The sequence below is a fragment of the Streptomyces sp. NRRL F-2580 genome (genome assembly GCF_000720115.1).
Taxonomy (GTDB): domain Bacteria; phylum Actinomycetota; class Actinomycetes; order Streptomycetales; family Streptomycetaceae; genus Streptomyces.
The window spans coordinates 134741-159497 of the sequence record NZ_JOIR01000006.1; the positions used below are offsets into that span (position 1 = coordinate 134741).

Annotated in this window: 26 protein-coding genes and 1 pseudogene; 10 read left to right on the forward strand and 17 right to left on the reverse strand. The window is 72.6% G+C overall.

The annotated features are described in order from the left end of the window. Positions 1-97: 97 nt before the first annotated feature. A complete protein-coding gene (locus IF88_RS0108695) occupies positions 98-586 on the forward strand; it encodes an SRPBCC family protein (protein WP_030708952.1) in 489 nt (162 codons plus the stop codon). Here the strand turns inward: IF88_RS0108695 and IF88_RS0108700 are convergent. Next, entirely contained in the window at positions 558-1166 is a 609-nt protein-coding gene (locus tag IF88_RS0108700) for a hypothetical protein (protein WP_158754325.1), read from the reverse strand. The two genes, IF88_RS0108695 and IF88_RS0108700, sit on opposite strands and share 29 nt — an antisense overlap. A 69-nt stretch (positions 1167-1235) precedes the next feature. Continuing rightward, a complete protein-coding gene (locus tag IF88_RS0108705; protein ID WP_030708957.1) occupies positions 1236-2381 on the reverse strand; it encodes a PLP-dependent cysteine synthase family protein in 1146 nt (381 codons plus the stop codon). A 199-nt stretch (positions 2382-2580) separates the two neighbouring features. Here IF88_RS0108705 and IF88_RS0108710 point away from each other — a divergent pair, with 199 nt between their 5' ends. Then, positions 2581-3144, forward strand: coding sequence for an ATP-binding protein (locus tag IF88_RS0108710; RefSeq protein ID WP_030708959.1), 564 nt, complete (start codon positions 2581-2583; stop codon positions 3142-3144). A 68-nt stretch (positions 3145-3212) separates the two neighbouring features. On the opposite strand, the gene IF88_RS0108715 is transcribed toward IF88_RS0108710, so the two are convergent. Together IF88_RS0108715 and IF88_RS0108720 are read right to left on the reverse strand one after the other, a co-directional pair. Beyond that, positions 3213-4472, reverse strand: coding sequence for an ROK family protein (locus tag IF88_RS0108715; RefSeq protein WP_030708960.1), 1260 nt, complete (start codon positions 4470-4472; stop codon positions 3213-3215). A gap of 43 nt (positions 4473-4515) precedes the next feature. After that, entirely contained in the window at positions 4516-5178 is a 663-nt protein-coding gene (locus tag IF88_RS0108720) for an alpha-ketoglutarate-dependent dioxygenase AlkB family protein (RefSeq protein WP_030708962.1), read from the reverse strand. A gap of 38 nt (positions 5179-5216) precedes the next feature. Here IF88_RS0108720 and IF88_RS0108725 point away from each other — a divergent pair, with 38 nt between their 5' ends. Then, a complete protein-coding gene (locus IF88_RS0108725) occupies positions 5217-5960 on the forward strand; it encodes a maleylpyruvate isomerase family mycothiol-dependent enzyme (protein ID WP_030708963.1) in 744 nt (247 codons plus the stop codon). 118 nt (positions 5961-6078) lie between these two features. Continuing rightward, positions 6079-6330, forward strand: a complete 252-nt coding sequence (locus IF88_RS0108730; protein WP_030708964.1) for a DUF6332 family protein — start codon at positions 6079-6081, stop codon at positions 6328-6330. Between the two features lie 9 nt (positions 6331-6339). Here the strand turns inward: IF88_RS0108730 and IF88_RS0108735 are convergent, their stop codons facing one another. The 3 genes from IF88_RS0108735 to IF88_RS0108745 form a co-directional block, all read right to left on the reverse strand. Continuing rightward, complete coding sequence (locus tag IF88_RS0108735; protein ID WP_234323461.1) at positions 6340-6624, reverse strand: hypothetical protein; 285 nt, start codon at positions 6622-6624, stop codon at positions 6340-6342. Positions 6625-6680: 56 nt separating this feature from the next. Continuing rightward, positions 6681-7634, reverse strand: a complete 954-nt coding sequence (locus tag IF88_RS0108740; protein ID WP_234323462.1) for a spherulation-specific family 4 protein — start codon at positions 7632-7634, stop codon at positions 6681-6683. A gap of 179 nt (positions 7635-7813) precedes the next feature. Then, on the reverse strand, positions 7814-8512 hold the full coding sequence (locus tag IF88_RS0108745; RefSeq protein WP_030708970.1) for a TetR/AcrR family transcriptional regulator: 699 nt from the start codon (positions 8510-8512) through the stop codon (positions 7814-7816). Between the two features lie 157 nt (positions 8513-8669). Between IF88_RS0108745 and IF88_RS0108750 the strand changes: the two genes are divergently transcribed. After that, the gene (locus IF88_RS0108750) at positions 8670-9128 is read left to right on the forward strand and encodes a nitroreductase/quinone reductase family protein (protein ID WP_030708971.1); all 459 of its coding nucleotides are present in this window, start codon (positions 8670-8672) and stop codon (positions 9126-9128) included. A 117-nt stretch (positions 9129-9245) separates the two neighbouring features. Here the strand turns inward: IF88_RS0108750 and IF88_RS0108760 are convergent, their stop codons facing one another. Then, positions 9246-9623, reverse strand: a complete 378-nt coding sequence (locus IF88_RS0108760) for a hypothetical protein (RefSeq protein WP_199808043.1) — start codon at positions 9621-9623, stop codon at positions 9246-9248. Positions 9624-9711: 88 nt separating this feature from the next. Continuing rightward, a complete protein-coding gene (locus tag IF88_RS0108765) occupies positions 9712-10938 on the reverse strand; it encodes a geranylgeranyl reductase family protein (RefSeq protein ID WP_107050502.1) in 1227 nt (408 codons plus the stop codon). 381 nt (positions 10939-11319) lie between these two features. Between IF88_RS0108765 and IF88_RS0108770 the strand changes: the two genes are divergently transcribed. Together IF88_RS0108770 and IF88_RS0108775 are read left to right on the forward strand one after the other, a co-directional pair. Then, positions 11320-12684 carry a dipeptidase gene (locus tag IF88_RS0108770; protein ID WP_030708977.1) on the forward strand — a complete coding sequence of 455 codons (1365 nt, stop codon included), beginning with the start codon at positions 11320-11322 and terminating at the stop codon, positions 12682-12684. A 106-nt stretch (positions 12685-12790) separates the two neighbouring features. After that, positions 12791-13486 carry an MBL fold metallo-hydrolase gene (locus IF88_RS0108775; protein WP_030708979.1) on the forward strand — a complete coding sequence of 232 codons (696 nt, stop codon included), beginning with the start codon at positions 12791-12793 and terminating at the stop codon, positions 13484-13486. 136 nt (positions 13487-13622) lie between these two features. Here the strand turns inward: IF88_RS0108775 and IF88_RS0108780 are convergent, their stop codons facing one another. After that, positions 13623-14660: an NUDIX hydrolase gene (locus tag IF88_RS0108780; protein WP_030708981.1), complete on the reverse strand. Its 1038-nt coding sequence runs from the start codon at positions 14658-14660 to the stop codon at positions 13623-13625. Positions 14661-14848: 188 nt separating this feature from the next. Here IF88_RS0108780 and IF88_RS0108785 point away from each other — a divergent pair, with 188 nt between their 5' ends. Beyond that, positions 14849-15835 carry a LacI family DNA-binding transcriptional regulator gene (locus tag IF88_RS0108785; RefSeq protein WP_078892790.1) on the forward strand — a complete coding sequence of 329 codons (987 nt, stop codon included), beginning with the start codon at positions 14849-14851 and terminating at the stop codon, positions 15833-15835. A 165-nt stretch (positions 15836-16000) separates the two neighbouring features. Then, positions 16001-16909, forward strand: a complete 909-nt coding sequence (locus IF88_RS0108790) for a hypothetical protein (RefSeq protein ID WP_030708983.1) — start codon at positions 16001-16003, stop codon at positions 16907-16909. Positions 16910-16963: 54 nt separating this feature from the next. Here the strand turns inward: IF88_RS0108790 and IF88_RS0108795 are convergent, their stop codons facing one another. From IF88_RS0108795 to IF88_RS0108815, 5 genes are all read right to left on the reverse strand, one after another. Next, positions 16964-18262, reverse strand: coding sequence for a DUF6986 family protein (locus tag IF88_RS0108795; RefSeq protein WP_030708984.1), 1299 nt, complete (start codon positions 18260-18262; stop codon positions 16964-16966). 174 nt (positions 18263-18436) lie between these two features. Beyond that, a complete protein-coding gene (locus IF88_RS0108800) occupies positions 18437-19399 on the reverse strand; it encodes an electron transfer flavoprotein subunit alpha/FixB family protein (RefSeq protein WP_030708985.1) in 963 nt (320 codons plus the stop codon). A gap of 60 nt (positions 19400-19459) precedes the next feature. Continuing rightward, positions 19460-20245 carry an electron transfer flavoprotein subunit beta/FixA family protein gene (locus IF88_RS0108805; protein WP_030708987.1) on the reverse strand — a complete coding sequence of 262 codons (786 nt, stop codon included), beginning with the start codon at positions 20243-20245 and terminating at the stop codon, positions 19460-19462. Between the two features lie 200 nt (positions 20246-20445). Further along, entirely contained in the window at positions 20446-21093 is a 648-nt protein-coding gene (locus tag IF88_RS0108810) for a flavin reductase family protein (protein ID WP_078892777.1), read from the reverse strand. Positions 21094-21383: 290 nt separating this feature from the next. Then, complete coding sequence (locus IF88_RS0108815; protein WP_051836612.1) at positions 21384-21737, reverse strand: TlpA family protein disulfide reductase; 354 nt, start codon at positions 21735-21737, stop codon at positions 21384-21386. 236 nt (positions 21738-21973) lie between these two features. On the opposite strand from IF88_RS0108815, the gene IF88_RS0108825 reads away from it, so the two are divergent. After that, on the forward strand, positions 21974-22696 hold the full coding sequence (locus tag IF88_RS0108825) for a lysophospholipid acyltransferase family protein (protein ID WP_030708993.1): 723 nt from the start codon (positions 21974-21976) through the stop codon (positions 22694-22696). Positions 22697-22777: 81 nt separating this feature from the next. Here the strand turns inward: IF88_RS0108825 and IF88_RS0108830 are convergent. Together IF88_RS0108830 and IF88_RS0108835 are read right to left on the reverse strand one after the other, a co-directional pair. Next, a pseudogene (locus IF88_RS0108830) lies at positions 22778-23884 on the reverse strand (alginate lyase family protein); the annotation flags it as partial. A gap of 233 nt (positions 23885-24117) precedes the next feature. Further along, positions 24118-24717 (reverse strand): transglutaminase-like domain-containing protein, encoded by a 600-nt coding sequence (locus IF88_RS0108835; protein WP_030708997.1) that lies wholly within the window; start codon positions 24715-24717, stop codon positions 24118-24120. Positions 24718-24757: the final 40 nt, after the last annotated feature.

Below are 24757 nucleotides of genomic sequence, written 5' to 3' on the forward strand. Positions count from 1 at the left end.
GTTCGGGGATCCGTTCGAGATCGCAGCGGACTTCTCGGGGCCGCCCGGCTATGGTGACGCCCACGCAGATCCCGAACCTCGGCCCAGGGGGTACGCCATGGCTCGCCGACTCCGTCCGGTGGGGCTGGACTTCATCGACGACGCGCCGATCCGGCTGGTCTTCGCCACCGAGGCGGCGGCGCCGCCCGAGGCCGTGTACCAGGCGCTCGCCGAGGAAGTGGCGGACTGGCCGAGCTGGTTCAAGGCGGTGACCCTGGCCCGGCCCACGCACGGCGGCGCGGGCCGCGAGGTCAGGCTGACGGGCGGGGTGCGCTTCCAGGAGACGATCATGGCCGCGGATCCCGAGCAGCGCTACGCGTACCGGGTCGACACGACCAACGCGCCCGGCGTGCAGGCCCTCTTGGAGGAGTGGCGGCTGACACCGGCCGGGTCGGGCACGCACGTCCGCTGGACCTTCGCCGCGGACGGCTCGGCCCCGTTCCGCCTCGGCCTGACCGCCGCCCGCCCGGGCCTGGGCCACTCCTTCCGGACGGCGGTCCGCACGCTGGACGCGCGGCTCACCGCGCGGCGCGCGGCGGATCAGTAGCCGCCGGGTCCGCCACGGCGCCGGTCGCGCGGTGCACTTCGGCCAGCTCTCCGTAGCCCCCCGCACCCCAGACGGTCCTGCGGAACTCCTGCGGGGTCATCGCCTGGCCCGTGCCGAGATGGACCACCGCGCACCGCGCGCAGCACCAGCCGCGGGACCAGATCTCCTCGGCGGCGTCCCGGCCGGCCGCGATCCGGGCCCGGAACGCCCGTTGGGTCCGCACGGACGTGGCGATCAGCAGGACCGCCCCCAGCAGGGCGAACGCCGAGATCCAGGCCAGGAAAAGGAGTTCGGCCTCGGGCTCGGGCGCGGTGGCCCAGGTGGCACCGCCCCAGAGCGTCGTCGAACCGTGGTCCGCTTCGGCCGCGGGCGCGTCGGCGAACCAGTGCCCGCCCAGCGCGCCGCCGATGAACGTACCGATCGACAGCAGGACCAGCGGCACGCCCAGCGCCGTCCGCCCCGCGGTCACGGGCGGCGGCGGGGCGACGGCCAGCGCCTCGGCCAGCCTCGGGACGACTTCGAGGGTGCCGAGGCCCCGGTCGCCGCCGGCTTCCTCCCGGTACCTGCTGTGCCCGCTCAAGCAGATGGCGGGGACGGCCCGCACCTCGTCCGAGCGGCGGCAGCTCGGACCACAGGCGGGACCGGCAGCTCAGGCTGCCGGTTCGCGCCAGACCCCGGTCGTCAGCAGGGTGTCGATGGTCTTCGCGTACGGGGCGATGTCGAGCCCCTGGGCCGCCAGCCACTCGTCGGAGTAGTACTTGTCCAGGTAGCGGTCGCCCGGGTCGCACAGCAGGGTGACGACGCTGCCGGTACGGCCCTCCGCCACCATCTCCGAGATGATCTTCAGGGCGCTCCACACGCCGGTGCCGGTCGAGCCGCCCGCCTTGCGCCCTATGGCCGTCTCCAGCGCGCGGCAGGCGGCGACGCTCGCCGCGTCCGGGACCTTCATCATGCGGTCGATGGCGCCGGGCACGAAGCTCGGTTCCATCCGCGGCCGGCCGATGCCCTCGATGCGGGAGCCGCAATCGCTGCTCGCGTTCGGGTCGTTGTTGGTCCAGCCGTCGAAGAAGCAGGAGTTCTCCGGGTCCGGGACGCAGATGCGGGTGTCGTGCTGCATGTAGTGCACGTAGCGCGCGATGGTCGCCGAGGTGCCGCCGGTGCCGGCGGTCGCCACGATCCAGGCGGGCTCGGGGAAACGTTCCAGCTTGAGCTGCTGGTACATCGACTCGGCGATGTTGTTGTTGCCGCGCCAGTCGGTGGCCCGCTCGGCGTACGTGAACTGGTCCATGTAGTGCCCGCCCGTGCGGGCGGCGAGCCGCGCCGACTCCTCGTAGATCTTCATCGAGTCGTCCACGAAGTGGCATGCGCCGCCGTGGAATTCGATGAGCCGGCACTTCTCCGGGCTGGTGGTGCGCGGCATGACGGCGATGAACGGGACGCCGATCAGCTTGGCGAAGTACGCCTCGGAGACGGCGGTGGAGCCGGACGAGGCCTCGATCACCGGGCGTCCGGGGCGGATCCAGCCGTTGCATAGCGCGTACAGGAACAGCGAGCGTGCGAGGCGGTGCTTGAGGGAGCCCGTCGGGTGCGTGGACTCGTCCTTGAGGTAGAGGTCGATCCCCCACTCCTCGGGGAGCGGGAAGCGCAGGAGGTGGGTGTCCGCGGAGCGGTTCGCGTCGGCCTGGACCTTGCGGACGGCTTCCTTCAGCCAGGCGCGGTAGTCCGCGTCGCTCCGGTCGACGTCGATGGTGGTGGCCGTCGTACCGGTGCTGCTGGTGGTGCCGGTGGTGCTCATGCGCCGCGCTCCTTCATGGGTGTAATTCTCCCCCTCCCTTCGCAATGTACCTCGCTCACCTGCACAAACGTTCGCTTTGGGGTTCCATGCACATTCCTTTCGATCGCCCTCGGTTGCACTGCGCGGCACCGTGGGTGACCCTGGTGGAGCATTACCGAGGGTGCAGCACCCGTAACACTCATGTCGGGGAGTCGCAGCCGTGATCAGTCATTCCCGCAGGCACTGCGTCGTCGAACTGCAGGCCTTGCCGTCGCGGATCGGCCAAATCCGCAGAATCGTTTCTGCACAGCTGCGCCACTGGCAGCTCGATCCGCTCATCGACCGGGCTGCGCTCGGCGTGACGGAACTGCTCACGAACGTCCATCGCCACGCACAGCCCGACAAGACCTGCGTCGTCGAGATCGAATTCCGCCTCGGGCGCCTCACCGTCTCGGTGATCGACAGCGATCCGCGGCTCCCGGTGCTCCACGAGACGCAGGCGGGCGCGCTGGAGACCTGCGGTCGCGGCCTCGCCCTGGTGGCGGCGCTCAGCGAGTCCTGGGGCGCGCGGCATCAGCCCGACGGGCCGGGCAAAGTGGTGTGGTTCTCGCTGGCGGCGGCCCCCGCCCCGGCGGCGCCCCCGCAGCCGGTCCGGATCGAGACCAGGCCCGTACGGGAACCCGCGCGGACGGTGGTCGTCTCCGGCGACCCCGGAGTCCTCGACCCGAGCGCCGTCGACACCGGTGTGCCGGTGGCATCGCCGGTGGGCGCCGGGCCGGGATAGCCCGGCCCCCGACGCCCCGCCCCACGCCCGGCGCCCCACGCCCGGCGCGATCGGCAGGACACGCCGAGCTAGGCCAAGGCCCCCAGCGGATCGTCGAGCACCGGCTGCCAGGCCAGCTCCGCCGCGCCGACCAGGCTGTTGTGGTCCAGGGTGCACGGCAGGATCGGCACGCCGCCGCTGCGCCCCCACAGGCTGCGGTCGGCGACCACGGCGCGCAGCCGCTCCGGGTCGGCGTGCAGCAGTTCCCGGTGCAGGCCGCCCAGGATGATCCGGTCCGGGTTCAGGATGTTCACCAGGCCGGCGAGGCCGAGCCCGAGCCGGTCGATCAGTTCCTCCGTGGCGGCCCGCACCGCGGGCTCCGCGGGTTCGTCGCGCAGCAGGTCGCGGGCCTGCTGGAGCAGCGACACCTCGGGGCCGGGGCTGCGGCCCGCCGCGGTGAGGAAGGCCAGCGGGTCCGCCTCGACGTCCAGGCAGCCGCGGCCGCCGCAGTGGCAGGCCCGCCCCTCGGGGTTCACGGTGAGGTGACCGACCTCCAGGGCCAGGCCCGAACTGCCGCTGTGCAGGCGGCCGTCCAGCACCAGCGCCCCGCCGACGCCCCGGTGGCCCGTGGCCACGCACAGCAGGTGCTGGGCGCTGCGGCCCGCGCCGTGCCGGTGCTCGGCCAAGGCCGCGAGGTTGACGTCGTTCCCGGTCAGGGCCGGTCCGTCGATGCCGGCCGCCTTCACGCACTCCGCGAAGATGGCCCGTACGGGAGAACCGGCCGGCCAGGCCAGGTGCAGCGGGTTCAGCGCGGTGCCCTCCGGCTCCGCGACGGCCGAGGGGACCGCGAGCCCCGCGCCGACGCAGCGGCGGCCACTGTCCGCGAGCAGTTCGGCGCCGGCCTCCACGACCGCGCCGAGCACCTGGGCCGGGTCGGCGGAGACGGTGACCTTGCCGGGGGCGGTGGCCACGATGCGGCCGCCGAGGCCGACCAGGGCCGCCCGGAAGCCGTCCGAGTGCACCTGGGCCGCGAGCGCCACCGGGCCGTCCTCGGCCACGGAGAGGCGGTGGGAGGGGCGGCCCTGGGCGCCGCCGGCCCCGCCGGGGCGGGAGTCCACGCGGATCAGCCCGAGCGCCTCCAGCTCGGCGGCGACGGCTCCGGCGGTGGCGCGGGTGACCCCGAGCTCGGCCGTCAGGACCGCGCGGGTCGGGGCGCGGCCGGTGTGCACGAGCTCCAGCGCCGGCCCGAGCGCGCCGCGACCGCGTTCCAGCCTGGTCCGCGTGGCGGTCGTGGACGCGGATGGCGTGGTCACATCCCCCACCCGCGGCGGGACCCCGTTGCCGTTCATGGAATCGATCCTCGCATGATCGGAGGGTGCCGGACGCCGCCGCTCAGCCCAGGCCGCCGACCCGGAGTGTGATGTTCAGCCGCCCGGTCAGCCCGAGGTCCCGCGGGCCCGTGCCCGGCAGGACCTTCGGCACTCCGTGGTAGGCCAGCCGGCTCGCGCCGCCGAAGACGAAGAGGTCCCCGCTGCGCAGCTCCACGTCCCGGTACGGGCGCCCGCGCGAGGCGGTGTTCCCGAAGCGGAAGACGCAGGTGTCGCCGAGGCTGAGCGAGACCACCGGAGCCGCGGACTTCTCCTCGGCGTCGCGGTGCATGCCCATGCGGGAGTCGCCGTCGTAGAAGTTGATCAGCGCGATGTCGTAGGCCGCGGCGGGGTCGGACGGATCCGGCGCGTCTCCGTACGCGGCGGCCACCGCCTCCCGCCCCAGCTCGGCGAGCCACGCCGGCATCGGCTTGACCGGCGCCCCGTCCCCGTCGACGACGGTGCGGGCGTACCCGTACGGGTACCAGTGCAGCCCGAGGCACACCTGCCGGGCGGTCATCACTCCGCCGCCCGGGGTCCGTACGGTGCGCAGGCCGGCCGGCGGACGGGCCCAGGCGCGGCAGGCCGCCAGCAACTCGCCCTGTCGCCCGGCCCCGAGCCAGTCGGGCACGTGCACGGCGCCGGGAGCGATCAGGGTCCGCTCGCGCGGGAAGAGTTCCCCATCCATGTCCCCATTGTCGCGGGCGGGCTGATAAGACTCCCGGTATGGAGATCACCGAATTTGTGAAGACCCTCGCACGAGAGGGCGAGCTGCTCGCCGACGTGGCCGAACAGGCCGGTACGGAAGCCCCGGTCCCCACCTGTCCGGGATGGCGCGTCACCGATCTGCTGCGCCACACCGGGTCGGTGCACCGCTGGGCCGCCGGGTACGTGGCGGAGCGGCGGCTGGAGCCGGTGGGCTTCCCCGACGCGCCGGAACTGGCCGACGGCGAGCTGCTGGCATGGTTCCGGCAGGGTCACGCGGACCTGGTGCGCACCCTGACCGAGGCCCCGGCCGACGTGCAGTGCTGGACCTTCCTCCCGACGGCCCCGCCGTCGCCGCTGGCGTTCTGGGCGCGGCGGCAGGCCCACGAGACGACCGTGCACCGGATGGACGCGGAAGCCGCGCGGGGCGTGGCGTTCTCCGCGGTGGAGCCGGAGTTCGCGGAGGACGGGGTGGACGAGCTGCTGACCGGCTTCCACGCCCGGCCGCGCAGCCGGGTGCGCACCCCGGAGCCCCGGGTGGTGCGGGTCCGGGCCGCCGACACGGGCGCGGCGTGGACCGTGCACCTGTCGCCGGAGCCGGCCCGGACGGTGCTGGGTGACACGGGCGAGGCGGCCGACTGCGAACTGACCGGGGAGGCGGCCTGGCTCTACGCGGCCCTGTGGAACCGGCTCCCGCTGGCGGGCCCGGGAGTGACGGGCGACGTGGCGCTGGCCCGGCTGTGGAGCGACACCGCCGGAATCTGAACCGGGCGGCGGGAGCGGCGCGACGCGGGCCTCGTGGTGGCGCAGGCCTCCTTGTCGCGCGGCCTCCTTGTCGCGCGGCCTCCTTGTGGCGCACAGCACGCGCTGTGACACTGCACGCATGGAGCCACGTACGCAGGCGGACCGGGACGCGATCACGATCGAGATCGGCTATGCCCTCGTCAGCGCCGGCTTCGCGGCCGCTCTCGTCTTCGGCGCGGTCTACGGGCCCGCGCTGGCGTTCTCCCTCTCCTCCGCTGCCGGCCACGCCCTGGCGGTGGCCGGAAGGATCGCGGCGGGCGCGGTCTTCCTCCTCCGGATCAGCCACGTCCTGTGGCGCTTCGCCCGCCGCCCGGAGAACGACGGCCGCTGAACCGCCATGTCACCTGGTTGCCGGGCCCACCGCGGCCCACCAGGCGACCAGCCGGTCCGCCATCGCGTCGGTCCCGTGGTCGGCGGGATCCAGACCGAAGTGGTCCTCCAGCTCGTACCAGAGGAACTCACCGATCTCCGCCCGGGTGGTGCCGCGGTGGAGACGCTGGAACAAGGGGACGAGCATGCAGTCGTACTCGTCCTGCGACAGATCGGCGACGCCGATCGGATCCCACTCGTTGAGCAGGTACCGCAGGTTGTCGAACAGCATCGCCGACGGGGTCCAGGCAGGCATCGGGCCATCCTGCCACCGGACGATGAATGCCGCCGCCGAATATCCCGGGCCCCTGCCTAGCCGAGGGTGGCGGCGTAGGTGGTCTGGGCACGGTACTTCCATGTCGGGCCCGCGTTCCAGGGGTTGGGCATGACCGTGCTGGTGGCGTAGGCGTAGCCCGCGCCGCGGTCGAAGGCGGTGCGCAGGGTGGCGCGCATGGCTTCGGCGTCGGGGACGTCGTGGACCAGGTGCCAGAACGCCGTTCCGCTCGGGTCGAGTTCGGCCCCGGACCGGTAGCCGGCGAGCGGGTCGAAGACGTTGCCTCCGAGCCAGCCGGCGCCCGTGTACGCGGCGTACGTGTCCTCGAACGTGACGAAGACGTCCGCGGTGCGGCGGCCGGGTTCCAGGTAGCAGTCGGCTATCGCGGTGCCGGGGTTGTTGACGACGAGGTCGGGGGCGGCCGGGTCGACGGCGTTCATGGTTTCCTGGACGTACCGGCGCAGTTCCGCGTAGCGGTCGCGGGTGGCGTTGGCGGGGCCGCAGTCGCGGCTGACCACGTCGAAGAAGATGCCGTCGACGTGGAGGCGGCGGTCGGAAGTCCTGAGGTAGTTGTCGACGGAGGCCTTGACGGCGGCGATGTCGCGGTTGCCGTGGTCGGTGTGGACGTAGCCGAGCACCTTGGTCTTCTCGCCGGTGGAGGTGGTGCGGCTGCGCAGTGCGTCGGCGCGGGCCCGCCAGGGAGCGTCGAACGGGGCGTCGCCGTTGCCCGGGTTCAGCACCACCACCGAGGCGGCCGGACCGGTGGCGGTGAGGTCGGTCAGCATGCGGTCGTTCGCCGAGACGTACGCGGGAACGCCGATCTCCAGGCCCCGCACGCCGGGCATCCGGGGCATGTTGGGGGGCGGGGTGGGTGTGGGGGCGTCGGCCGCGACCACGGGCGCGTCGCGCGCCGACGCGGTGACGGCCGGCGCCGGGGCGGCCAGTGCGAGGGTGGCCAGGACGGCATACAAGGCCTTTGCGGCGCGAGGCATGAACGTTCCTCCGGCGGCGGCAGGGGGGCAACCTCAGGAACACTAGACGGGCGGCCCATCGTTCAAGGCTGAACCGCCCGCATTGGTGCGAGGAACAGAAGAGCGAGTCATCGCCTCATCATGTGAATCTCCGGAAGCGGCCGTGCCCCGCTCCCCGACCTCCCCTCCTCCCCCTCCTGTCACACGGCGGGCAGGCCGACCCCGTGCGCCAGTTGGTCGGCGGCGTGCGCGAAGAAGGCGGCGCGGTCCTCGACGACGCGGTTGAACTGGCCGAACAGCTCGAAGGAGACGAGGCCGACCAGCTGGGCCCATGCGGCGACCAGGGCGGCCGTGACCTGCGGGGGCAGGCCCTCGGCGAAGTCGGCGGTCATCCGGTCCGCCTCGGGGCGCAGGGCGGACGGCAGCGGCGGGAGGGCGAGGCCGCGCCCCTCGTGGGCGGCACGGAGGATGCCGATGAAGGCGTTGCCGACCCGGGAGGCGGGGCCGACGGTGTCCATGGGGGCGCTGTAGCCGGGGACCGGGGAGCCGTAGATGAGGGCGTACTCGTGCGGGTGCTCCAGCGCCCAGGCGCGGACCGCCTCGCAGACGGCGGTCCAGCGGGCGCGGGGCGGTGCGCCGGCGGCGAGGGCGCGGGCGTCGGCCTCCTCGGCCGCGGCGCCGATGCTGTCGTACGCGTCGATGATCAGCGCGGTGAGCAGCTCGTCACGGCTGGGGAAGTAGCGGTAGAGGGCGGAGGAGACCATGCCCAGCTCGCGGGCCACGGCGCGCAGGGAGAGCTTGGCGGCGCCCTCGGCCGCGAGCATGCGGCGCGCCTCGTCCTTGATGGCGGCGGTGACCTCGATCCGGGCCCGTTCCCTGGCCCCGCGCACGGTGTTCATGCGGGGCAGTCTGCCACGCATGCGGAGCACTGCCCAGAAAGCGAGCCACCGCTCTATTTCGAGAGCGCTGCTCTTGCTTTGGTGCACCGATCCGCGCACACTGGCTTCGAGGGAGAGCAGTGCTCTCTCAACGGCGGAAACGACCCCGGAGGTCACCATGAACGCGCCCACCCCGTACTACGTCCAGGCCGGCCCGCTCGCCACCCGCTTCAACTCCTTCTTCGGCAAGCTGGCCCGGTTCGGCATCAGCCTGGCCGGCAGCGCCGAGATGTCGGTGCGCGGGCGCAAGTCCGGCGAGATGCAGCGGATCCCGGTCAACCCGCACACGTACGAGGGCGCCCAGTACCTGGTCTCGGCGCGCGGCCACTCCCAGTGGGTCCGCAACATGCGGGTCGCGGGCGGCGGCGAACTGCGCGTGGGGCGCAAGGTGCGTACGTTCACCGCCACCGAACTGACCGACACGGTCCAGCAGGCCGCCGTCCTGCGCACCTACCTGGAGAAGTGGGGCTGGGAGGTCGACCGGTTCTTCCAGGGCATCTCCGCGAAGTCCTCCGACGCGGAACTCCAGGCGGCCGCCGCCGACCACCCGGTCTTCCGGATCACGGTGTCGAACTGACCCCGCGGAGTCGGCAGCCGCGTCGGCGCGACCGCCACGACCTCCTCGCCCCCCGCCCGCCCGCCCGCGCACGGCCACGGCCACGGCCACCTCGTACGCGGCGACGGCCGCGTCCGCTCAGCCGAACGGCCGGCGCAGCCGCTCGACCAGCCGTTCCCGCAGGTGGTGTCGCCACAGCCAGAGCGGCAGCTCCCGGTGCGGCACGAAGGACCACAGGTCGTCGTCGGCCTCGTTGCCGCGGGGGCAACGGCGCAGCAGTGCCAGACAGCGCCGGTCCACCGTGCGGTGGAGCCGCGCGACGTGCGCCAGGGCCACCACTCCCTGCCGGCGGACCTCCCGGTCCGCCGACTCCAGCGCCCTGGCGACCACGGGCAGCACGGCCGCGGGGTCCGGGTGGTTGAGCGCCAGCGCGATCACCGCCACACCGACCCCTCTCTCGCCGCGTTCGAAGGCCGCGAGGACCTGTTCCGGCCGCTCGACCTCGTTCAGGTTCACGCCGCCCCACCAGTCCGGGCCGGGCGGCCCGGCACCGCCCTGAACACCGCCCGCGCCCAGGCCCACGTCCCGGCCCCCGCCCCCGCCCCTAGCCCTTGTCCGGGCCGCGGCCGCCGTTGCCGGCCGCGGCCACCGCGGCCGCCGCCTGCCTGGCGTCCAGCATCTGCAGCGCCTTGCGGGCCAGCGGGTACGTACGCACCAGGTCGGCCAGGGTCGTCGAACCCCGGGTGATGCGGGCGAAGGCCCGCCACGCCGGACGGAAACCGGTGATCGCCGCGTGCAGCATCCGCGGTCGGGCCTCGAAGACGGTCAGCATCCGCTTGCCGACGCCCATCTCCACGCCGAGCCCGGCCTTCACCGCGAAGGCGTAGTTGAGGGCCTGCCGGCGCGCGTCCACCGCGTCCTGCGCCTCGGAGATCTTCACCGCCCACTCCCCCGCCAGCCGGCCCGAGCGCAGCGCGAAGGAGATGCCCTCCCGGGTCCACGGCTCCAGCAGCCCCGCCGCGTCGCCCGCCACCAGGACCCGGCCGCGCGAGAGCGGCGAATCGGGCTTGCGGCAGCGGGTCAGGTGCCCGGAGGAGACGGCCGGTTCGAAGCCGGCGAGCCCGAGCCGGGCGATGAAGTCGTCCAGGTAGCGCTTGGTCGCGGCGCCCTCGCCCTTGGCCGAGATGACTCCGACGGTGAGGGTGTCGCCCTTGGGGAAGACCCAGCCGTAACTGCCGGGCAGCGGGCCCCAGTCGATCAGCACCCGTCCCTTCCAGTCCTCCGCGACCGTCTCGGGCACGGGGATCTCCGCCTCCAGGCCGAGGTCCACCTGATCCATCTCGACGCCGACGTGCGCGCCGATCCGGCTCGCGCTGCCGTCCGCGCCGACCACCGCGCGGGCCAGGACGGTCTCCCCGTCGGCGAGCACGACGGCGACGGTGCGCCGGTCGGGCACGGCGGTCCCGTGCTGTTCGACGCGGGACACGGCGGTGCCCGTACGGACGGTGGCGCCGGCCTTCTCGGCGGCGGCGACGAGGCCGGCGTCGAACTCGGGCCGGTTGACGAGCCCGAACAGCATCTGCTTCGAGCGCCGGGTGCGGGTCAGCTTCCCGTCCATCGAAAAGGTGACCGCGTGGATGCGGTCCTTGAGGGGCAGGACGAAGCCCGGGGGCAGGGCGTCGCGCGAGGGGCCGATGATGCCGCCGCCGCAGGTCTTGTAGCGGGGCAGTTCGGCCTTCTCCAGCAGCAGGACGCGCCGCCCGGCCGTCGCCGCCGCGTGCGCCGCCGAGGACCCGGCCGGTCCGGCCCCGACCACGACGACGTCCCACACTTCGCCGGTCCCGCCGCTCTCCCCTGCCGCCTCGCCGACGGCCTCGCCGAGGGCTCCGTCGACCGCCTCGTCGACCGCCCCCTGGTCCGCCTGCCCCGCGTCCACTCCTGCGCCTGCGCCCTCGGCCTGACCCTCGCCCCGGCCCGCGCCCTCGCCTGCGCCAGGCCCTGCGTCGCGTACGTCGTCGTCGCTGCTCACGATGTGTTGCTGCTCCTGATCACCCGGTTGCTCCGATGCCGGGGAAATCCTACGGCGAGACGACGCGCCGCCCCGCTGTGCGAGGATCGGAACTGTCTTTTTCGCCGTACCCGGCATACGCACACCCCGCGGATGCGGGCGGCGTACACGGAGAACAACGTCGCACCCAAAAGGAGCGTGCCCATGTCCCAGAATCCGATCGCCGAGACCATCGCCTCGCTGATGCCCCGCGCCAAGCAGGAGCTGACCGAGCTGGTGGCCTTCCAGTCGGTCGCGGACTGGGCACAGTTCCCCAAGAGCGAGAGCGAGGCCGCCGCGAACTGGGTGGCCGATGCCCTGCGCGTCGAGGGCTTCCAGGACGTGGCGCTGCTCGACACCCCCGACGGCACCCAGTCCGTCTACGGCTACCTGCCCGGCCCCGCGGGCGCGCCGACCGTGCTGCTGTACGCGCACTACGACGTCCAGCCGCCGCTGGACGACGCGGCCTGGATCTCCCCCGCCTTCGAGCTGACCGAGCGCGACGGCCGCTGGTACGGGCGCGGTTCGGCCGACTGCAAGGGCGGATTCATCATGCACCTGCTGGCGCTGCGCGCGCTGAAGGCCAACGGCGGTGTTCCGGTGTCCGTGAAGGTGATCGTCGAGGGCTCCGAGGAGCAGGGCACCGGCGGCCTCCAGCAGTACGCCGAGGCGCACCCGGAGCTGCTGACCGCCGACACCATCGTCATCGGCGACGCGGGCAACTTCCGGCTCGGCCTGCCGACGGTGACGGCCACGCTGCGCGGCATGTGCCTGCTCAAGGTGAAGATCGACACGCTGGGCGGCAACCTGCACTCCGGCATGTTCGGCGGCGCCGCCCCGGACGCGCTGGCCGCGCTGATCCGCGTACTGGACTCGCTGCGCGCGGCGGACGGTTCGACGACCGTGGACGGGCTCGCCTCGGACGCGGTGTGGGACGGTCTGCAGTACCCGGAGGCGGACTTCCGTGCCGACGCGAAGGTTCTCGACGGGGTGGAGCTGATCGGCGAGGGCTCGGTCGCGGACCGGCTGTGGGCCCGCCCGGCCGTGACGGTGCTCGGCATCGACTGCCCGCCGGTGGTCGGGGCGACGCCTTCGGTGCACGCGAGCGCCGGCGCGCTGATCAGCCTGCGCGTGCCGCCGGGCGTGGACACCGCGGAGGCCATCAAGCTGCTGCAGGCCCACCTGGAGGCGCACACGCCGTGGAAGGCGCGCCTCGAACTCGAGGTGGTCGGCCAGGGCCAGCCGTTCCAGGCGGACACCGACAGCCCGGCGTACGCGTCGATGCGCTCCGCGCTGGAGGCCGCGTACCCCGGCCAGGAGATGCAGATCAGCGGCATGGGCGGGTCGATCCCGCTGTGCAACACGCTGACGTCCCTGTACCCGCGGGCGGAGATGCTGCTGACCGGGCTGAGCGAGCCGGAGGCGCAGATCCACGCGGTCAACGAGAGCGTGTCGCCGGAGGAGCTGGAGCGCCTGTCGGTGGCGGAGGCCCTCTTCCTGGTCAACTACGCGGAGTCCAAGCGCGTCTGACCCCCGTACGAGTGCGTGTACGCCCAGGGCCGAGTGCGCCCTGGGCGTACTTCGCTCCCGGTGAAGTCGCCTGTCGGAGCCGGGCGGCCGTGCGTACGGTCGCCTCATGGATCTTGTAGAGGTAGTTCCGGACCGGCTCCACATGCTCCGCTTCCCCATCGGCCAGGCGTACCTCTGGCAGGACGGCGAAGCGCTCACCCTGATCGACGCGGGCCACGCCGGCTCGGCCGCCGAGATCGAGGCGGCGATACGTTCCCTCGGCCTGCTCCCGGAGCGGCTGGAGCGGATCGTCCTCACCCACTGCCACCGGGACCACGTCGGCGCGGCCGGTGAGCTCGCCGCCTGCTGGGGCGCGCCGGTGCTCGCGCACCGCCTGGACGCGCCGGTGATCCGGGGCGAGCGGCCGGTACCCGAACCGGTGCTGTTGGACTGGGAGATCCCGCTGTACGCGCACGGGCTGACCGTGCCCGAGGCCCCGCCCACCCGGGTCGACCACGAGGTGGAGGACGGGGACGCGCTGGGCTTCGGGGACGGGGCGTACGTCGTCCACACCCCGGGGCACACGGACGGCAGCATCGGGATCCACCTCCCGCACCACGGCGTACTGTTCACCGGCGACTGCGTCGCCGCCGTCGGCCCGCTGATGCTCGGCGTCTTCAACGTGGACCGGGCCCGGGCGATCGACTCCTTCCACCGTCTGGCCGGGCTCTCCCCGTCGATCGCCTGCTTCGGCCACGGCGATCCGCTGACGGCGGACACGGCGGCCGCGCTGGTCAAGGCGGCCGCCGGAACTCCCGCCTGACGGCTCGGTTTCCCGTCCTGGGGCACCTCGGGCACCTCGGGCACCTCGGGCACCTCGGGCACCTCGGGCACCTCGCCCGCCCGGCGCCGGGCGGCCGGGCGCCGAGGGCCGGGCGCCGGGGGGCCGGGCGCCGGGCTCAGCCGACCGGGGTGCCCGCCTCCAGGTAGAGGGGGCGGCCGCGTTCCCGGGCGCGCAGGGCCCAGCGCAGGCGTTCGTGGCGGTGCCGCGGGAGGAGGTCGGCGGCCTCGGCCTCCGTGACGAAGCGCCAAGCCCGCAGTTCGGGGCCGGGCAGCCGGAGCCGGGCAGTCGCCTCCGGCGAGAGGCGGCCCCCGTCGAAGAGCAGCCGCAGCCCCCCGTACCCGGGCGGCTGGGGGGCCTCCCAGTCGACCACGAGCAGGCCGGGCGCGCGGTCCAGTACGAGGCCCAGTTCCTCCGCGACCTCCCGTACGCCCGCGCAGGCGGGGGCCTCGCCCGCTTCGACGACGCCGCCCGGGAACTCCCAGCCGGCCTTGTACGTCGGATCCACCAGCAGCACCCGGTCCTGCTCGTCGAAGAGCAGTACCCCGGCCGCCACGGTCTCCCGCGTGGGCTCCGGGGTCTGCACGATGTCGCAGACCGGGGCCGTCTCCGAGCGGACGGCCTCGGCGATCCGCTGCGCCGTCTCGCGCGGGGTCAGGCTGCTGTTGTCGATGACGTGCGCGTCGCCGGTGAGCCAGCCGAGGGCCTGCTGGTAGACGGGGATGTGGTCGTAGGCCCACTGGCGGACGCGGAGGTCGACCTGGTCGGGTTCCCCCGGCTCCTCCCGGGTCGCGATCCGCTCGCGAAGGATCGTTTCCGCAGGGGCGAGCAGCACGTGCCGCACCGGTATCCGGCGCGCCGCCAGCCCGCCGAAGATCTCGTCCCGGTATTCCTGGCGCAGCAGCGTCATCGGTACGACGAGCACCCCGCCCAGCTCAGCGAGCATCGCCGCCGCCGTGTCCACCACCAGCCGCCGCCAGCTCGGCAGGTCCTGGTAGTCGGTGACCTCCGCCAGCCGCTTGGCCGGCAGCAGCACGCGCAGCGCGTCGCCGATGAACTCCGGGTCGAACAGGGTGCTGTCCGGCAGGATTGCGGCCAGTTCGCGGGCCGTGCTGGTCTTTCCCGCGCTGAATGTGCCGTTGATCCAGACAATCACGTCTACCCCTCTCCCCATGGCTCGTCCGGAGCCCCCAGTGGCTTGCCCGCACCACCCTGCCACGGAAACCTCACTATCGGCCGAGTGCTTATCCTCAAGGTCACAGCCCTGCCCGAGACTCCGGAGGATTCACGACCGTGCCCCACAACCTCCGCCCGTCCGATCCCCGCTACGGCAACCGGCCGACCATGAAGGACGTGGCGGCCCAGGCGGGCGTCGGCCTGAAGACGGTGTCGCGGGTGGTCAACGGCGAGCCTGGCGTCACCCCCGAGACGGAGAAACGGGTCCAAGAGGCCATCGACGCGCTGGGGTTCCGCCGCAACGACAGCGCGCGCGTCCTGCGCAAGGGGCGTACCGCCACCGTGGGCCTGATCCTGGAGGACCTCGCCGACCCCTTCTACGGTCCGCTGAACCGTGCCGTGGAGGAGGTGGCCCGCGCGCACGGCGCCCTGCTCATCAACGGCTCCAGCGCCGAGGACCCGGACCGGGAGCGGGAGTTGGCGCTCGCCCTGTGCGCCCGCCGGGTGGACGGCCTGATCGTGATCCCGGCCGGCGACGACCACCGCTACCTGGAGCCGGAGATGCGGGCCGGTGTGGCCACGGTGTTCGTGGACCGCCCGGCCGGGCGGATCGACGCGGACGTCGTCCTCTCGGACAGCTTCGGCGGCGCCCGCGACGGCGTCGCCCACCTGATCGCGGGCGGCCACCGCCGGATCGGCTTCATCGGCGACCACCCCCGCATCCACACGGCGACGGAACGTCTGCGCGGCTATCGCGCCGCCATGACCGACGCCGGCCTGCCGGTGGCCGATTCCTGGGTCTCCCTCGGCTCCACGGCCCCCGACCGGGTGGCGACGGCGACGAGGTCGATGCTCGCGGGCCGGGATCCGGTGACCGCCGTCTTCGCGGGCAACAACCGCGTGACGGTCACGGTGGTACGCGTCCTCGCGGCCCGGGAACACCCGGTGGCCCTGGTCGGCTTCGACGACTTCGAACTGGCCGACCTCCTGCGCCCCGGCATCACGGTCGTGGCCCAGGACCCGGCCACCCTCGGCCGCGTCGCCACGGACCGCCTCTTCCAGCGCCTGTCCGGAGCGGCCCTCCCCACGACCCGCACCGAACTCCCGACCCACCTCATCCCCCGCGGCTCGGGCGAACTCCCGCCGTCCTCCTGACCCCCCATCGGTCCCGGCCAACTCCGCCACGCCTCAAGTTACTTGACGTGCACACAGAAGATCATGGACCCTCGGGTTACACGCGCCCCTCCCAGCCCCCGGACTCGCAGCGGGCGCGAACCACTGCACCCTCCCTGCGGGGAGGCCGAGTTGAGGAGTCATGGCATGCAGAAGACCGCCTACGTGTACGTCCCCACCCCGTCGACCGCCAATCTGACGGTGGGTCTGGAGCGCGGCCTGTGGGGCTGGCGGAGCGCCACGCTGGACCGCGCCGAATCCCGGCAGGCGGTAAGCAGCCTCGCCGAGGGCGACCTGCTCGTGCTGGGCCACAGGGGACCGAACAGCCGTGTGGCACCCGGCGGCTGGGACGGAGCACTCTTGCGAAGGGTGATCATCAGCGAGGTCACCCGGCCGCTCTTCACCGCGGATGACGAGGTCTGGACGGACGACGACTACCCGGAGCGCATCGGGATGGACGTGCTCGAGGACGTCTCGCCGTCCGAGGGGGTCACCCTCGGCTCGGGCGCGATGGAGGCCTTGCGACTGTCCGCCAACAAGCAGGGCGCCGCCGTGCTCGAACCTGGCGTACTCGAAGTCACCCGGTTCGTCGAGTCGCTTCCGCCGGTGATCAGCGGGTCGGACACCGGGAGCATCAGCCACGACGGGGAGACGAGTGCGGCCACCACCGTGCTGAGGCGCCGCGAGCAGGCCAAGATGCGCCGGTCGCGGTTCGGCAACGCCACACGGTTGACCTGCTCCATATGCGGGCGCGTTCTCCCGTCGAGGTTCGTCAGGGCGGCGCACATCAAGCGCCGGAGCGCCGCCAGCCCGGTCGAGCGGCTGATGCTCGCGAACATCATCCCCGCTTGCCTGATGGGGTGCGACGAGCTGTTCGAACACGGACACATCTACGTCGACCGCACGGGCACGATCAAGGCAAGCCCGAAGGCGGAGGAGACCGCCGACCTGGCAGCCGTGGCGGCCCGGCTCGCAGGCCAGCCCGTCTCGGGGCTCACGGAGGACCAAGAGCCCTTCTTCTCCTGGCACCGCAGGCACGTGGCCCAGCAGTCCTGACGAGCCCACGGCCCGGTCCCGGGGAACCGGGCCGGGCCGCAGGGCGCGTCAGGGTCAGGTGGTGGCCGTCAGGGTGGCGGAGCGGCGGGGAATCGCGAAGGCGTCCAGTTCCGCGCGGGTGAGGCCGGTGAGGGCGGTGACCTCCTCGGTGCCGACCGCACCGCAGTCGAGGCCGCGGACCAGGTAGCCGGCGAGGGCCTTCGCCGTGGCGGGCTCGTCCATCACGTCGCCCTCGATCTTGGCGACGTACGCCTTCAGGCGCGCGGCGGCGGCCTCCAGGCCCTCGCGGTAGAAGGTGAAGACGGCCGCGTAGCGGGTCGGCAGGTGCGCCGGGTGCATGTCCCAGCCCTGGTAGTAGGCGCGGGCCAGGGCGCGCCGGGTCAGGCCGTAGTGCAGCTTCCAGCCCTCGTGGACCTTCTCGGTGGTGCCGATGGGCAGCACGTTCGTCGAGCCGTCGGAGACGCGCACGCCGGTGCCGGCCGCGGCGACCTGCATGATCGCCTTCGCGTGGTCGGCCGCGGGGTGGTCGCTGGCCTGGTACGCGGCGGAGACGCCGATGCAGGCGCTGTAGTCGAAGGTGCCGTAGTGCAGGCCGGTGGCGCGGCCCTTGGAGGCCTCGATCATGCGGGCGACGGTGGCGGTGCCGTCGGAGGCCAGGATGGACTGGCTGGTCTCGATCTGGATCTCGAAGCCGATCCGGCCCGGACGCAGGCCGCGGGCGGTCTCGAAGGCCTCCAGCAGCTTGACGAAGGCGGTGACCTGCTCGGCGTACGTGACCTTCGGCAGGGTCAGGACCAGGTTGTCCGGGAGGCCGCCGTGGGCGAGCAGGCCGGACAGGAAGATGTCGGTGGTGCGGATGCCGCGGTCGCGGACGTTGGACTCCATGCACTTCATGCGGATGCCCATGTACGGGGCGTTGGTGCCGTTGGAGTACGCCTCGGAGATCAGGCGGGCGGCGCGGGCCGCGGCCTGGTCCTCCTCCTCGTCGGAGCGGACGCCGAAGCCGTCCTCGAAGTCGACGCGGAGGTCCTCGACGGGCTCACTGGCCAGCTTGGCGCGGACGCGGTCGTAGACCGGTACGGCCAGTTCGTCGGAGATGCCGAGTACCTTGGCGAAGGTGGCGGCGTCCGGGGCGTGCTCGTCGAGCGCGGCGAGGGCCTGGTCGCCCCAGGAGCGGATGGTGTCCGCGGCGAAGACGTCACCGGGGACGTAGACCGTGTGGATGGGCTGACGGGTGCCGGGGTCGCCCGGGTAGTGGCGCGCGAGTTCCGCGTCCACCGGCGCGAGGGAGGCGCTGATGCCCTCGCTGACCGCGCCTGCGAGGCTCGTCGCCACCTTCTCCTGCTGACCCATCGTGCACTCTCCTCTTTTCCGCTTCACGGAAGCTTAGATCCGCATAGCAGAATTTAGTCACGCGGTTCCGCTCCGTCAATGGTCCCTCCGACGCGTGGGACGAACGACTCGGGGCCGTGCGGTGAGAAACACCACACGGCCCCGAAGAAGCGAAGCTACGAAGAGAAGCGCAGGTCAGCCCTTGCGCGCCTGGATCTCCCCGGTCAGCTGCGGGACGACCGCGAAGAGGTCGCCGACCACGCCGTAGTCGACGAGGTCGAAGATCGGGGCCTCGGCGTCCTTGTTGATGGCGACGATGGTCTTCGAGGTCTGCATGCCGGCCCGGTGCTGGATCGCGCCCGAGATGCCGGAGGCGATGTACAGCTGCGGGGAGACCGACTTGCCGGTCTGGCCGACCTGGTTGGAGTGCGGGTACCAGCCGGCGTCGACGGCGGCACGCGAGGCGCCGACGGCCGCGCCGAGGGAGTCCGCGAGCTCCTCGATGATGTGGAAGTTCTCGGCGCCGTTGACGCCACGGCCGCCGGAGACGACGATCGCGGCCTCGGTCAGCTCGGGGCGTCCGGTCGACTCGCGCGCGGTGCGGGCGGTGACCTTGGTGCCGGTGGCCAGGGCGCCGAAGGTGACGGCGAGCGCCTCGACGGCGCCGGCGGCCGGGGCGGCCTCGACCGGGGCCGAGTTCGGCTTCACGGTGATGACCGGGGTGCCCTTGGAGACGCGGGACTTGGTGGTGAACGACGCGGCGAAGGCGGACTGCGTCGCGACCGGGCCCTCGTCACCCGCCTCCAGGTCGATGGCGTCGGTGATGATGCCGGAGCCGATGCGGACGGCGAGGCGCGCGGCGATCTCCTTGCCCTCGGCGGAGGACGGGACGAGCACGGCGGCCGGGGAGACGGCCTCGTACGCGGCCTGGAGCGCGTCCACCTTCGGCACGACGAGGTACTCGGTGAACTCGGGGGCGTCGGCGGTGAGGACCTTGACCGCACCGTGCTCGGCGAGCACCGCGGCCGTGGCGTCGGCACCGGCGCCCAGGGCGACGGCGACGGGCTCGCCGATGCGGCGGGCCAGCGTCAGCAGCTCGAGGGTGGGCTTGCGGACGGCGCCGTCCACGTGGTCGACGTAGACGAGAACTTCAGCCATGGGACTGCTCTCCTGCGATTGCGAAGTGTCTGGGGGCTATGGAGGGGTTGGCCGAAGCTCTTAGATGAACTTCTGGCCGGCCAGGAACTCGGCCAGCTGCTTGCCGCCCTCGCCCTCGTCCTTGACGATCGTGCCGGCGGTGCGGGCCGGGCGCTGCGCCGCGGCGTCGACCACGGTCCAGGAGCCTTCCAGACCGACCTCGTCGGCCTCGATCTCCAGCTCCTCCAGGTCCCAGGACTCCACCGGCTTCTTCTTGGCGGCCATGATGCCCTTGAAGGACGGGTAGCGGGCTTCGCCCGACTGGTCCGTCACCGAGACGAGCGCGGGGAGGGAGGCCTCCAGCTGCTCGCTCGCGGTGTCGCCGTCACGGCGGCCGGTCACGGTGCCGTCCTCGACCTTGACCTCGGAGAGCAGGGTGACCTGCGGGACGCCCAGGCGCTCGGCCAGGATCGCCGGGAGCACGCCCATGGTGCCGTCGGTCGACGCCATGCCCGTGATGACCAGGTCGTAGCCGGCCTTCTCGATGGCCTTGGCGAGCACCAGCGAGGTGCCCATGACGTCGGAGCCGTGCAGGTCGTCGTCCTCGACGTGGATGGCCTTGTCGGCGCCCATCGACAGCGCCTTGCGCAGCGCGTCCTTGGCGTCCTCGGGGCCCACCGTCAGAACGGTGATCTCGGCGTCGTCGGCCTCTTCGGCGATCTGCAGCGCCTGCTCGACGGCGTACTCGTCGAGCTCCGACAGCAGGCCGTCGACGTCGTCACGGTTGACGGTCAAGTCCTCGGTGAACTGCCGGTCGCCGGTGGCGTCGGGCACGTACTTCACACAGACAACGATCCTCAGGCTCACGCCGGCTCTCCTACCGCATCGTCTTTTCTGGTACCGCCTTGTGCAGGCAGCATAGGCGCCTTGTCGGGCGGATCCCGGTCGGGGCGGCCCGCGCTCCGAACGGAATGTTACTCGTCAGTACACAGTGGGTGCCGCCAAGTCGCAAGGCTGGTGAACTGTGATCTGCCCAACGCCGCCCGACCCTCCCAAGCAGGGACGATTCAGTCGCGCAACGCGTTGAAGCGCCCCTGGTGGTACAGCAGCGGGCGGCCTTCGCCCGCGGGATCCCCGGCGACCGCCTCAGCGATGATCACACGATGTTCGCCGGCGGGCACCCGTGCCACCACCCGGCAGGCCAGCCAGGCCAGTACGCCGTCGAGCACCGGGACCCCGTGCGGCCCCGGCTCCCAGCCGGTGGCCTCGCCGAAACGGTCGGCTCCGCTCCGGGCGAACAGCCCGGCCAGCTCCCGTTGGTGCTCGCCGAGTATGTGGACGCCGAGGTACTCGCTGTCGCGCACCCCGGGCCAGCTGGAGGCCCCCGTGCCGATCGTGAAGGACAGCAGCGGCGGGTCGGCGGAGACCGAGTTGAGCGAGGTCGCGGTGAAGCCCACCGGCCTCGCGCCGTCCCTGGCGGTGATCACGGCGACTCCGGCGGCGTGCTGCCGGAAGACGGAGCGCAGGAGGTCGGGCGAGCCGGGGCGGCTGTCACCGGAACGCGAGGAACGCGAGGAATCCGGGGAACCGGCGGGCCCAGGGGAACCGGCGGAACCAGTGGAACCAGGAGAACCGGCGGGCCCAGGGGAACCGGCGGAACGGGGAGAGCGGAGGGACGGAGCGGTCTGGACCGTCGGGACCGTCGGAGCAGTCATCAGGGTTCTGCCTTCTGCCGCGGGACACGCGGGCGCTGTCGGAGATCGGGGGCCGGGGGGCGTTCAGCTATTCCGACAGCGCGCGCTCGCGTGGCGGACGAGGTCCACATGGACCCGCCCGTAGAGCAGGAGTTCATACCGCATGCCGCCAGCCTGGCGATCTCCCGTGGACACAGTCAAGCGGGATCGGGCAGATGTCAGGCGCGTCACGCTGCGTGCGGGCGCGCGCACCGGCGCGCCCGGTGCCGCGGCACCGGATCCGGCCACCGGGCCGGGCCGCCCGCCGCCCGTCATACGGCGGCCCCCAGCGCGGCGATCACGTCCACCTTGCGCGGCATCCCGGCCGCCCGCCGGACGATCCGGCCCGCCGCGTCCAGCACCAGCACCGTCGGGGTCTTCTCGATCCCGAGGGCCCGCACCAGGTCCAGCCGTTCCTCGGCGTCGATCTCGATGTGCGCCACTCCCCCGACCATCGCCGCGACCTCGGCGAGGATCCGCCGCGTGGCCCGGCAGGGCTGGCAGAATGCGCTGGAGAACTGAACCAGGGTGGCCCGCTCCCCCGGCTCCGCGCCCAGCTCCGCGACCCCCAGCCGGCCCCGCGCGCCGCCCGGTCCGAGTTCCGGTCCCTCTTCCCGCCCGAGCACCCGCACTCCCGTCGCCGTCTTCGTCCGCTTACGCCATGCTCGTACGCTCGTACGTGGATCGGAGCATCCTGAAGACGTACGGCATTCCCGGCGTGACGAGAATCTCCCCGGGCATGAGCCTCTGGGCTGGCCAGCAGCCCTCGTATGGGGCACGATCCCCATGGTCGCGTACCTACGCTTCCGTAACTTCCGGCCGGGAGCACCTCCCCAGGCAGAAAGCGGGGTCTCCCCCCACCATGGCTGAGCTCGTCTACCCTCCCGTGATCGGCGCCGCGCACGGACTCTTCCGTGCCCTCGACATCCGGATCGACATGAAGGGCACCGAGAACATCCCCCGCAAGGGCGGTGCGGTCCTGGTGTCGAACCACATCGGATACCTCGACTTCATCTTCGCCGGCCTGGCGGCGCGTCCGCAGAAGCGCCTGGTGCGCTTCATGGCGAAGGAGTCGGTGTTCCGGCACAGGGTGTCCGGCCCGCTGATGCGCGCGATGAAGCACATCCCCGTCGACCGCAAGCAGGGTGAGACCGCCTACGAGCACGCCCTGGACTCGCTGCGGTCCGGTGAGATCATCGGGGTCTTCCCGGAGGCCACGATCTCCCAGTCGTTCACGCTCAAGAGCTTCAAGTCGGGCGCGGCCCGGATGGCGCAGGAGGCCGGGGTCCCGCTGATCCCGGTGGCGCTCTGGGGCACCCAGCGGCTGTGGACCAAGGGTCGCCCGAAGAACCTCAAGCGCAGCCACATCCCGGTGACGATGCGCGTGGGCGAGCCGATGGAGGCCCCCGCCGACCAGTACGCCGGAGCCATCACGCGCCGGCTGCGCGAGCGCGTGCAGGAGCTGCTGGACGCGGCCCAGCGCGCCTACCCGGCCAAGCCCAGCGGCCCCGAGGACTCCTGGTGGCTGCCGGCCCACCTGGGCGGCACCGCCCCGACCCCGGCCCAGGTCCGCGAAGCGGGCTGACCCCCGGGCGCACGCCCCGTAGGGCGACGGCCTCCGGGACCCCGGCCGGGTCCCGGAGGCCGTCGCCGTCGCCGCGTCCGCTCAGTTGGGGTTTTCGGCGTGGGTCAGGGTCTCCCAGGCCTCGAAGTGGTTCTCGGTGCCCGCGGGGCGCCGTCCCTCGGTGAGCCTGCGGGTGTTCTCCATGGTGACGCCGAGCCGGGTGTGCAGGGCGTTGTAGCCGACCTCGGTGGCCGGGCCGATGCCCTTGGTCAGGCTGCCGCCGCAGAGCCAGGAGGGCACCGCCGCGCCGAGTTCGTACGTGGCGTGGAAGCCCAGCGCGTGCCGGAACCTGTCCTTGAACTGCGGGTAGAGGTCGCGGCCCTGGATCCGTGAGGTCTCGGCGACGTGCATGGCCGCGGCGATCCCCATGCCGGTGTGGCCGAAGTCCCGGCAGGTCTCCTGGGCGAGGCCGTCCACGAAGGTGCTCTGGCCGTGCCAGTAGTCGATCAGCTCGGCGCGGGTGTCGATGGACGAGCGCGGCGGGTACACGGGCTGCGCGCCGTCGGAGGTCAGGTGGAAGTAGGCGGGGACGCGGCCGAGGTAGGTGCCCATCGCCTTGTCGTAGCTCGCGCCGTCGTCGAGGTGGACGGCGATCCCGAAGGCCGCGTCCGTCATGATCAGTTCCCAGTTGCCGTTGCTGTTCGGCCGCCCGTTGATCACCTCGGGCAGGTAGACGTCCCGCAGCATGGTCGCGAAGCGCCCCTGGTTCGGCCAACCGCCCGTGTACGTGTGCTTGATGATCTCGGCGGCGCGAGGCCAGGTCGAGCCCGCCCAGCCGCTCTGCAGCGGGGCGTTGCTGTTGGTGTGGTCCTTGATCTTCGCGGACCAGGCGTCCATCAACTCGATCGACTTGCGGGCGTACTTGGCGTCCCGGCTCGCGTACCAGGCGAGGGCGTGGCTGTACGCGGCGATGGCGTCCTCGCGCTCGTCGGAGCAGCCGATGTCCGGGTTCGAGTACGAGCCGCACTCGACGACCTCGCGCGGCTTGGGCGTGCGCGAGAGCGAACCGTACGTGCTCGCCGGCATCTGGTCGTAGGCGGCCTTCCACGGCTGCCGACCGGCCTGCACCTGCGTGCGTACGAAGTCCAGTTGCGCGCGACTGTTGAGGACTCCGGGGTGGGCGAACTGCGCGGGTGCGGCCGCGGTTCGGGGTGTTTAGGCGACTGCGGCGGGGGCGGGAGCGAGGGTTGCGGCCAGGCCGAGGGCAAGGCAAGGGCGGCCGGCCCGGCGGGAACTCCGTAACGCATGAAGCGCCTTCCGGTCGGAGGTGGGGGATTCCGGGATTCCGGGGGTCTCCGTGGGGGGATTCCGCCACCGAATCTCTCATGCCCATGCCCATCAGACAACGACGTCAGACAGGAAACCTTCCTATTAACCGAATATCAAAGAGCCGTCGGCAGCTTCGTCCACAACTCCGCCCGGTCGGCGGACCCCTGAAGGACACCCAGCGCGGCCGGGTGCGGGGCGGCATACAGCTCGGGGTAGTCGATCTCACCGAGCTCCCGCCGCACGGGGAAGGCCAGCCGCTCGCTCTCCAGGCTGAACTGCGCGTCCACGCCCGGCTTGTTGCCGCGCGGGTCCAGCCGGGACCACCGGGCTCCCCCCGGCAGGCGGACGGCCACCAAACCGTGGACGACCGGGTGCGATCCGTCGTCGTCGGTCAGCCGCTGGTAGCAGAGGGCCGCCGGGATGCCCTGCGCGCGCAGCAGGGCGGCCAGGGCATGGGACTTGGCGAAGCAGATGCCGTTGCGCGTGGCGAGGACGTCGGAGGCGCGCCAGGACACCCGCTCGTCCCCGGAGTCGGCCGAGTGGGGGATCTCGTCACGGACGAACTCGAAGGCCGCCTTGCTGTATGAGTATGCGTCGCCGGTGAAGGACCAGAGGGCCTCGGCGGTTTCCTGCACAAGGGGGTGCCAGTGGTCGACCGCCTCGTCGGATGCCAAGTACGCGTGAATGTCAGGGTTCTGCTGGATCAGCCGCATGCCCCGGAGCATAGACAGACCCCCGACCGTAGATCAATCG

Bases quoted from the DNA above. Each gene is read 5' to 3' on its own strand.
- IF88_RS0108695 (WP_030708952.1), top strand. From the start codon at position 98: ATGGCTCGCCGACTCCGTCCGGTGGGGCTGGACTTCATCGACGACGCG.
- IF88_RS0108705 (WP_030708957.1), bottom strand. From the start codon at position 2,381: ATGAGCACCACCGGCACCACCAGCAGCACCGGTACGACGGCCACCACC.
- IF88_RS0108715 (WP_030708960.1), bottom strand. From the start codon at position 4,472: ATGAACGGCAACGGGGTCCCGCCGCGGGTGGGGGATGTGACCACGCCA.
- IF88_RS0108720 (WP_030708962.1), bottom strand. From the start codon at position 5,178: ATGGATGGGGAACTCTTCCCGCGCGAGCGGACCCTGATCGCTCCCGGC.
- IF88_RS0108725 (WP_030708963.1), top strand. From the start codon at position 5,217: ATGGAGATCACCGAATTTGTGAAGACCCTCGCACGAGAGGGCGAGCTG.
- IF88_RS0108730 (WP_030708964.1), top strand. From the start codon at position 6,079: ATGGAGCCACGTACGCAGGCGGACCGGGACGCGATCACGATCGAGATC.
- IF88_RS0108735 (WP_234323461.1), bottom strand. From the start codon at position 6,624: ATGCCTGCCTGGACCCCGTCGGCGATGCTGTTCGACAACCTGCGGTAC.
- IF88_RS0108740 (WP_234323462.1), bottom strand. From the start codon at position 7,634: ATGCCTCGCGCCGCAAAGGCCTTGTATGCCGTCCTGGCCACCCTCGCA.
- IF88_RS0108745 (WP_030708970.1), bottom strand. From the start codon at position 8,512: ATGAACACCGTGCGCGGGGCCAGGGAACGGGCCCGGATCGAGGTCACC.
- IF88_RS0108750 (WP_030708971.1), top strand. From the start codon at position 8,670: ATGAACGCGCCCACCCCGTACTACGTCCAGGCCGGCCCGCTCGCCACC.
- IF88_RS0108770 (WP_030708977.1), top strand. From the start codon at position 11,320: ATGTCCCAGAATCCGATCGCCGAGACCATCGCCTCGCTGATGCCCCGC.
- IF88_RS0108775 (WP_030708979.1), top strand. From the start codon at position 12,791: ATGGATCTTGTAGAGGTAGTTCCGGACCGGCTCCACATGCTCCGCTTC.
- IF88_RS0108785 (WP_078892790.1), top strand. From the start codon at position 14,849: ATGAAGGACGTGGCGGCCCAGGCGGGCGTCGGCCTGAAGACGGTGTCG.
- IF88_RS0108790 (WP_030708983.1), top strand. From the start codon at position 16,001: ATGCAGAAGACCGCCTACGTGTACGTCCCCACCCCGTCGACCGCCAAT.
- IF88_RS0108795 (WP_030708984.1), bottom strand. From the start codon at position 18,262: ATGGGTCAGCAGGAGAAGGTGGCGACGAGCCTCGCAGGCGCGGTCAGC.
- IF88_RS0108800 (WP_030708985.1), bottom strand. From the start codon at position 19,399: ATGGCTGAAGTTCTCGTCTACGTCGACCACGTGGACGGCGCCGTCCGC.
- IF88_RS0108810 (WP_078892777.1), bottom strand. From the start codon at position 21,093: ATGACTGCTCCGACGGTCCCGACGGTCCAGACCGCTCCGTCCCTCCGC.
- IF88_RS0108825 (WP_030708993.1), top strand. From the start codon at position 21,974: ATGGCTGAGCTCGTCTACCCTCCCGTGATCGGCGCCGCGCACGGACTC.
- IF88_RS0108835 (WP_030708997.1), bottom strand. From the start codon at position 24,717: ATGCGGCTGATCCAGCAGAACCCTGACATTCACGCGTACTTGGCATCC.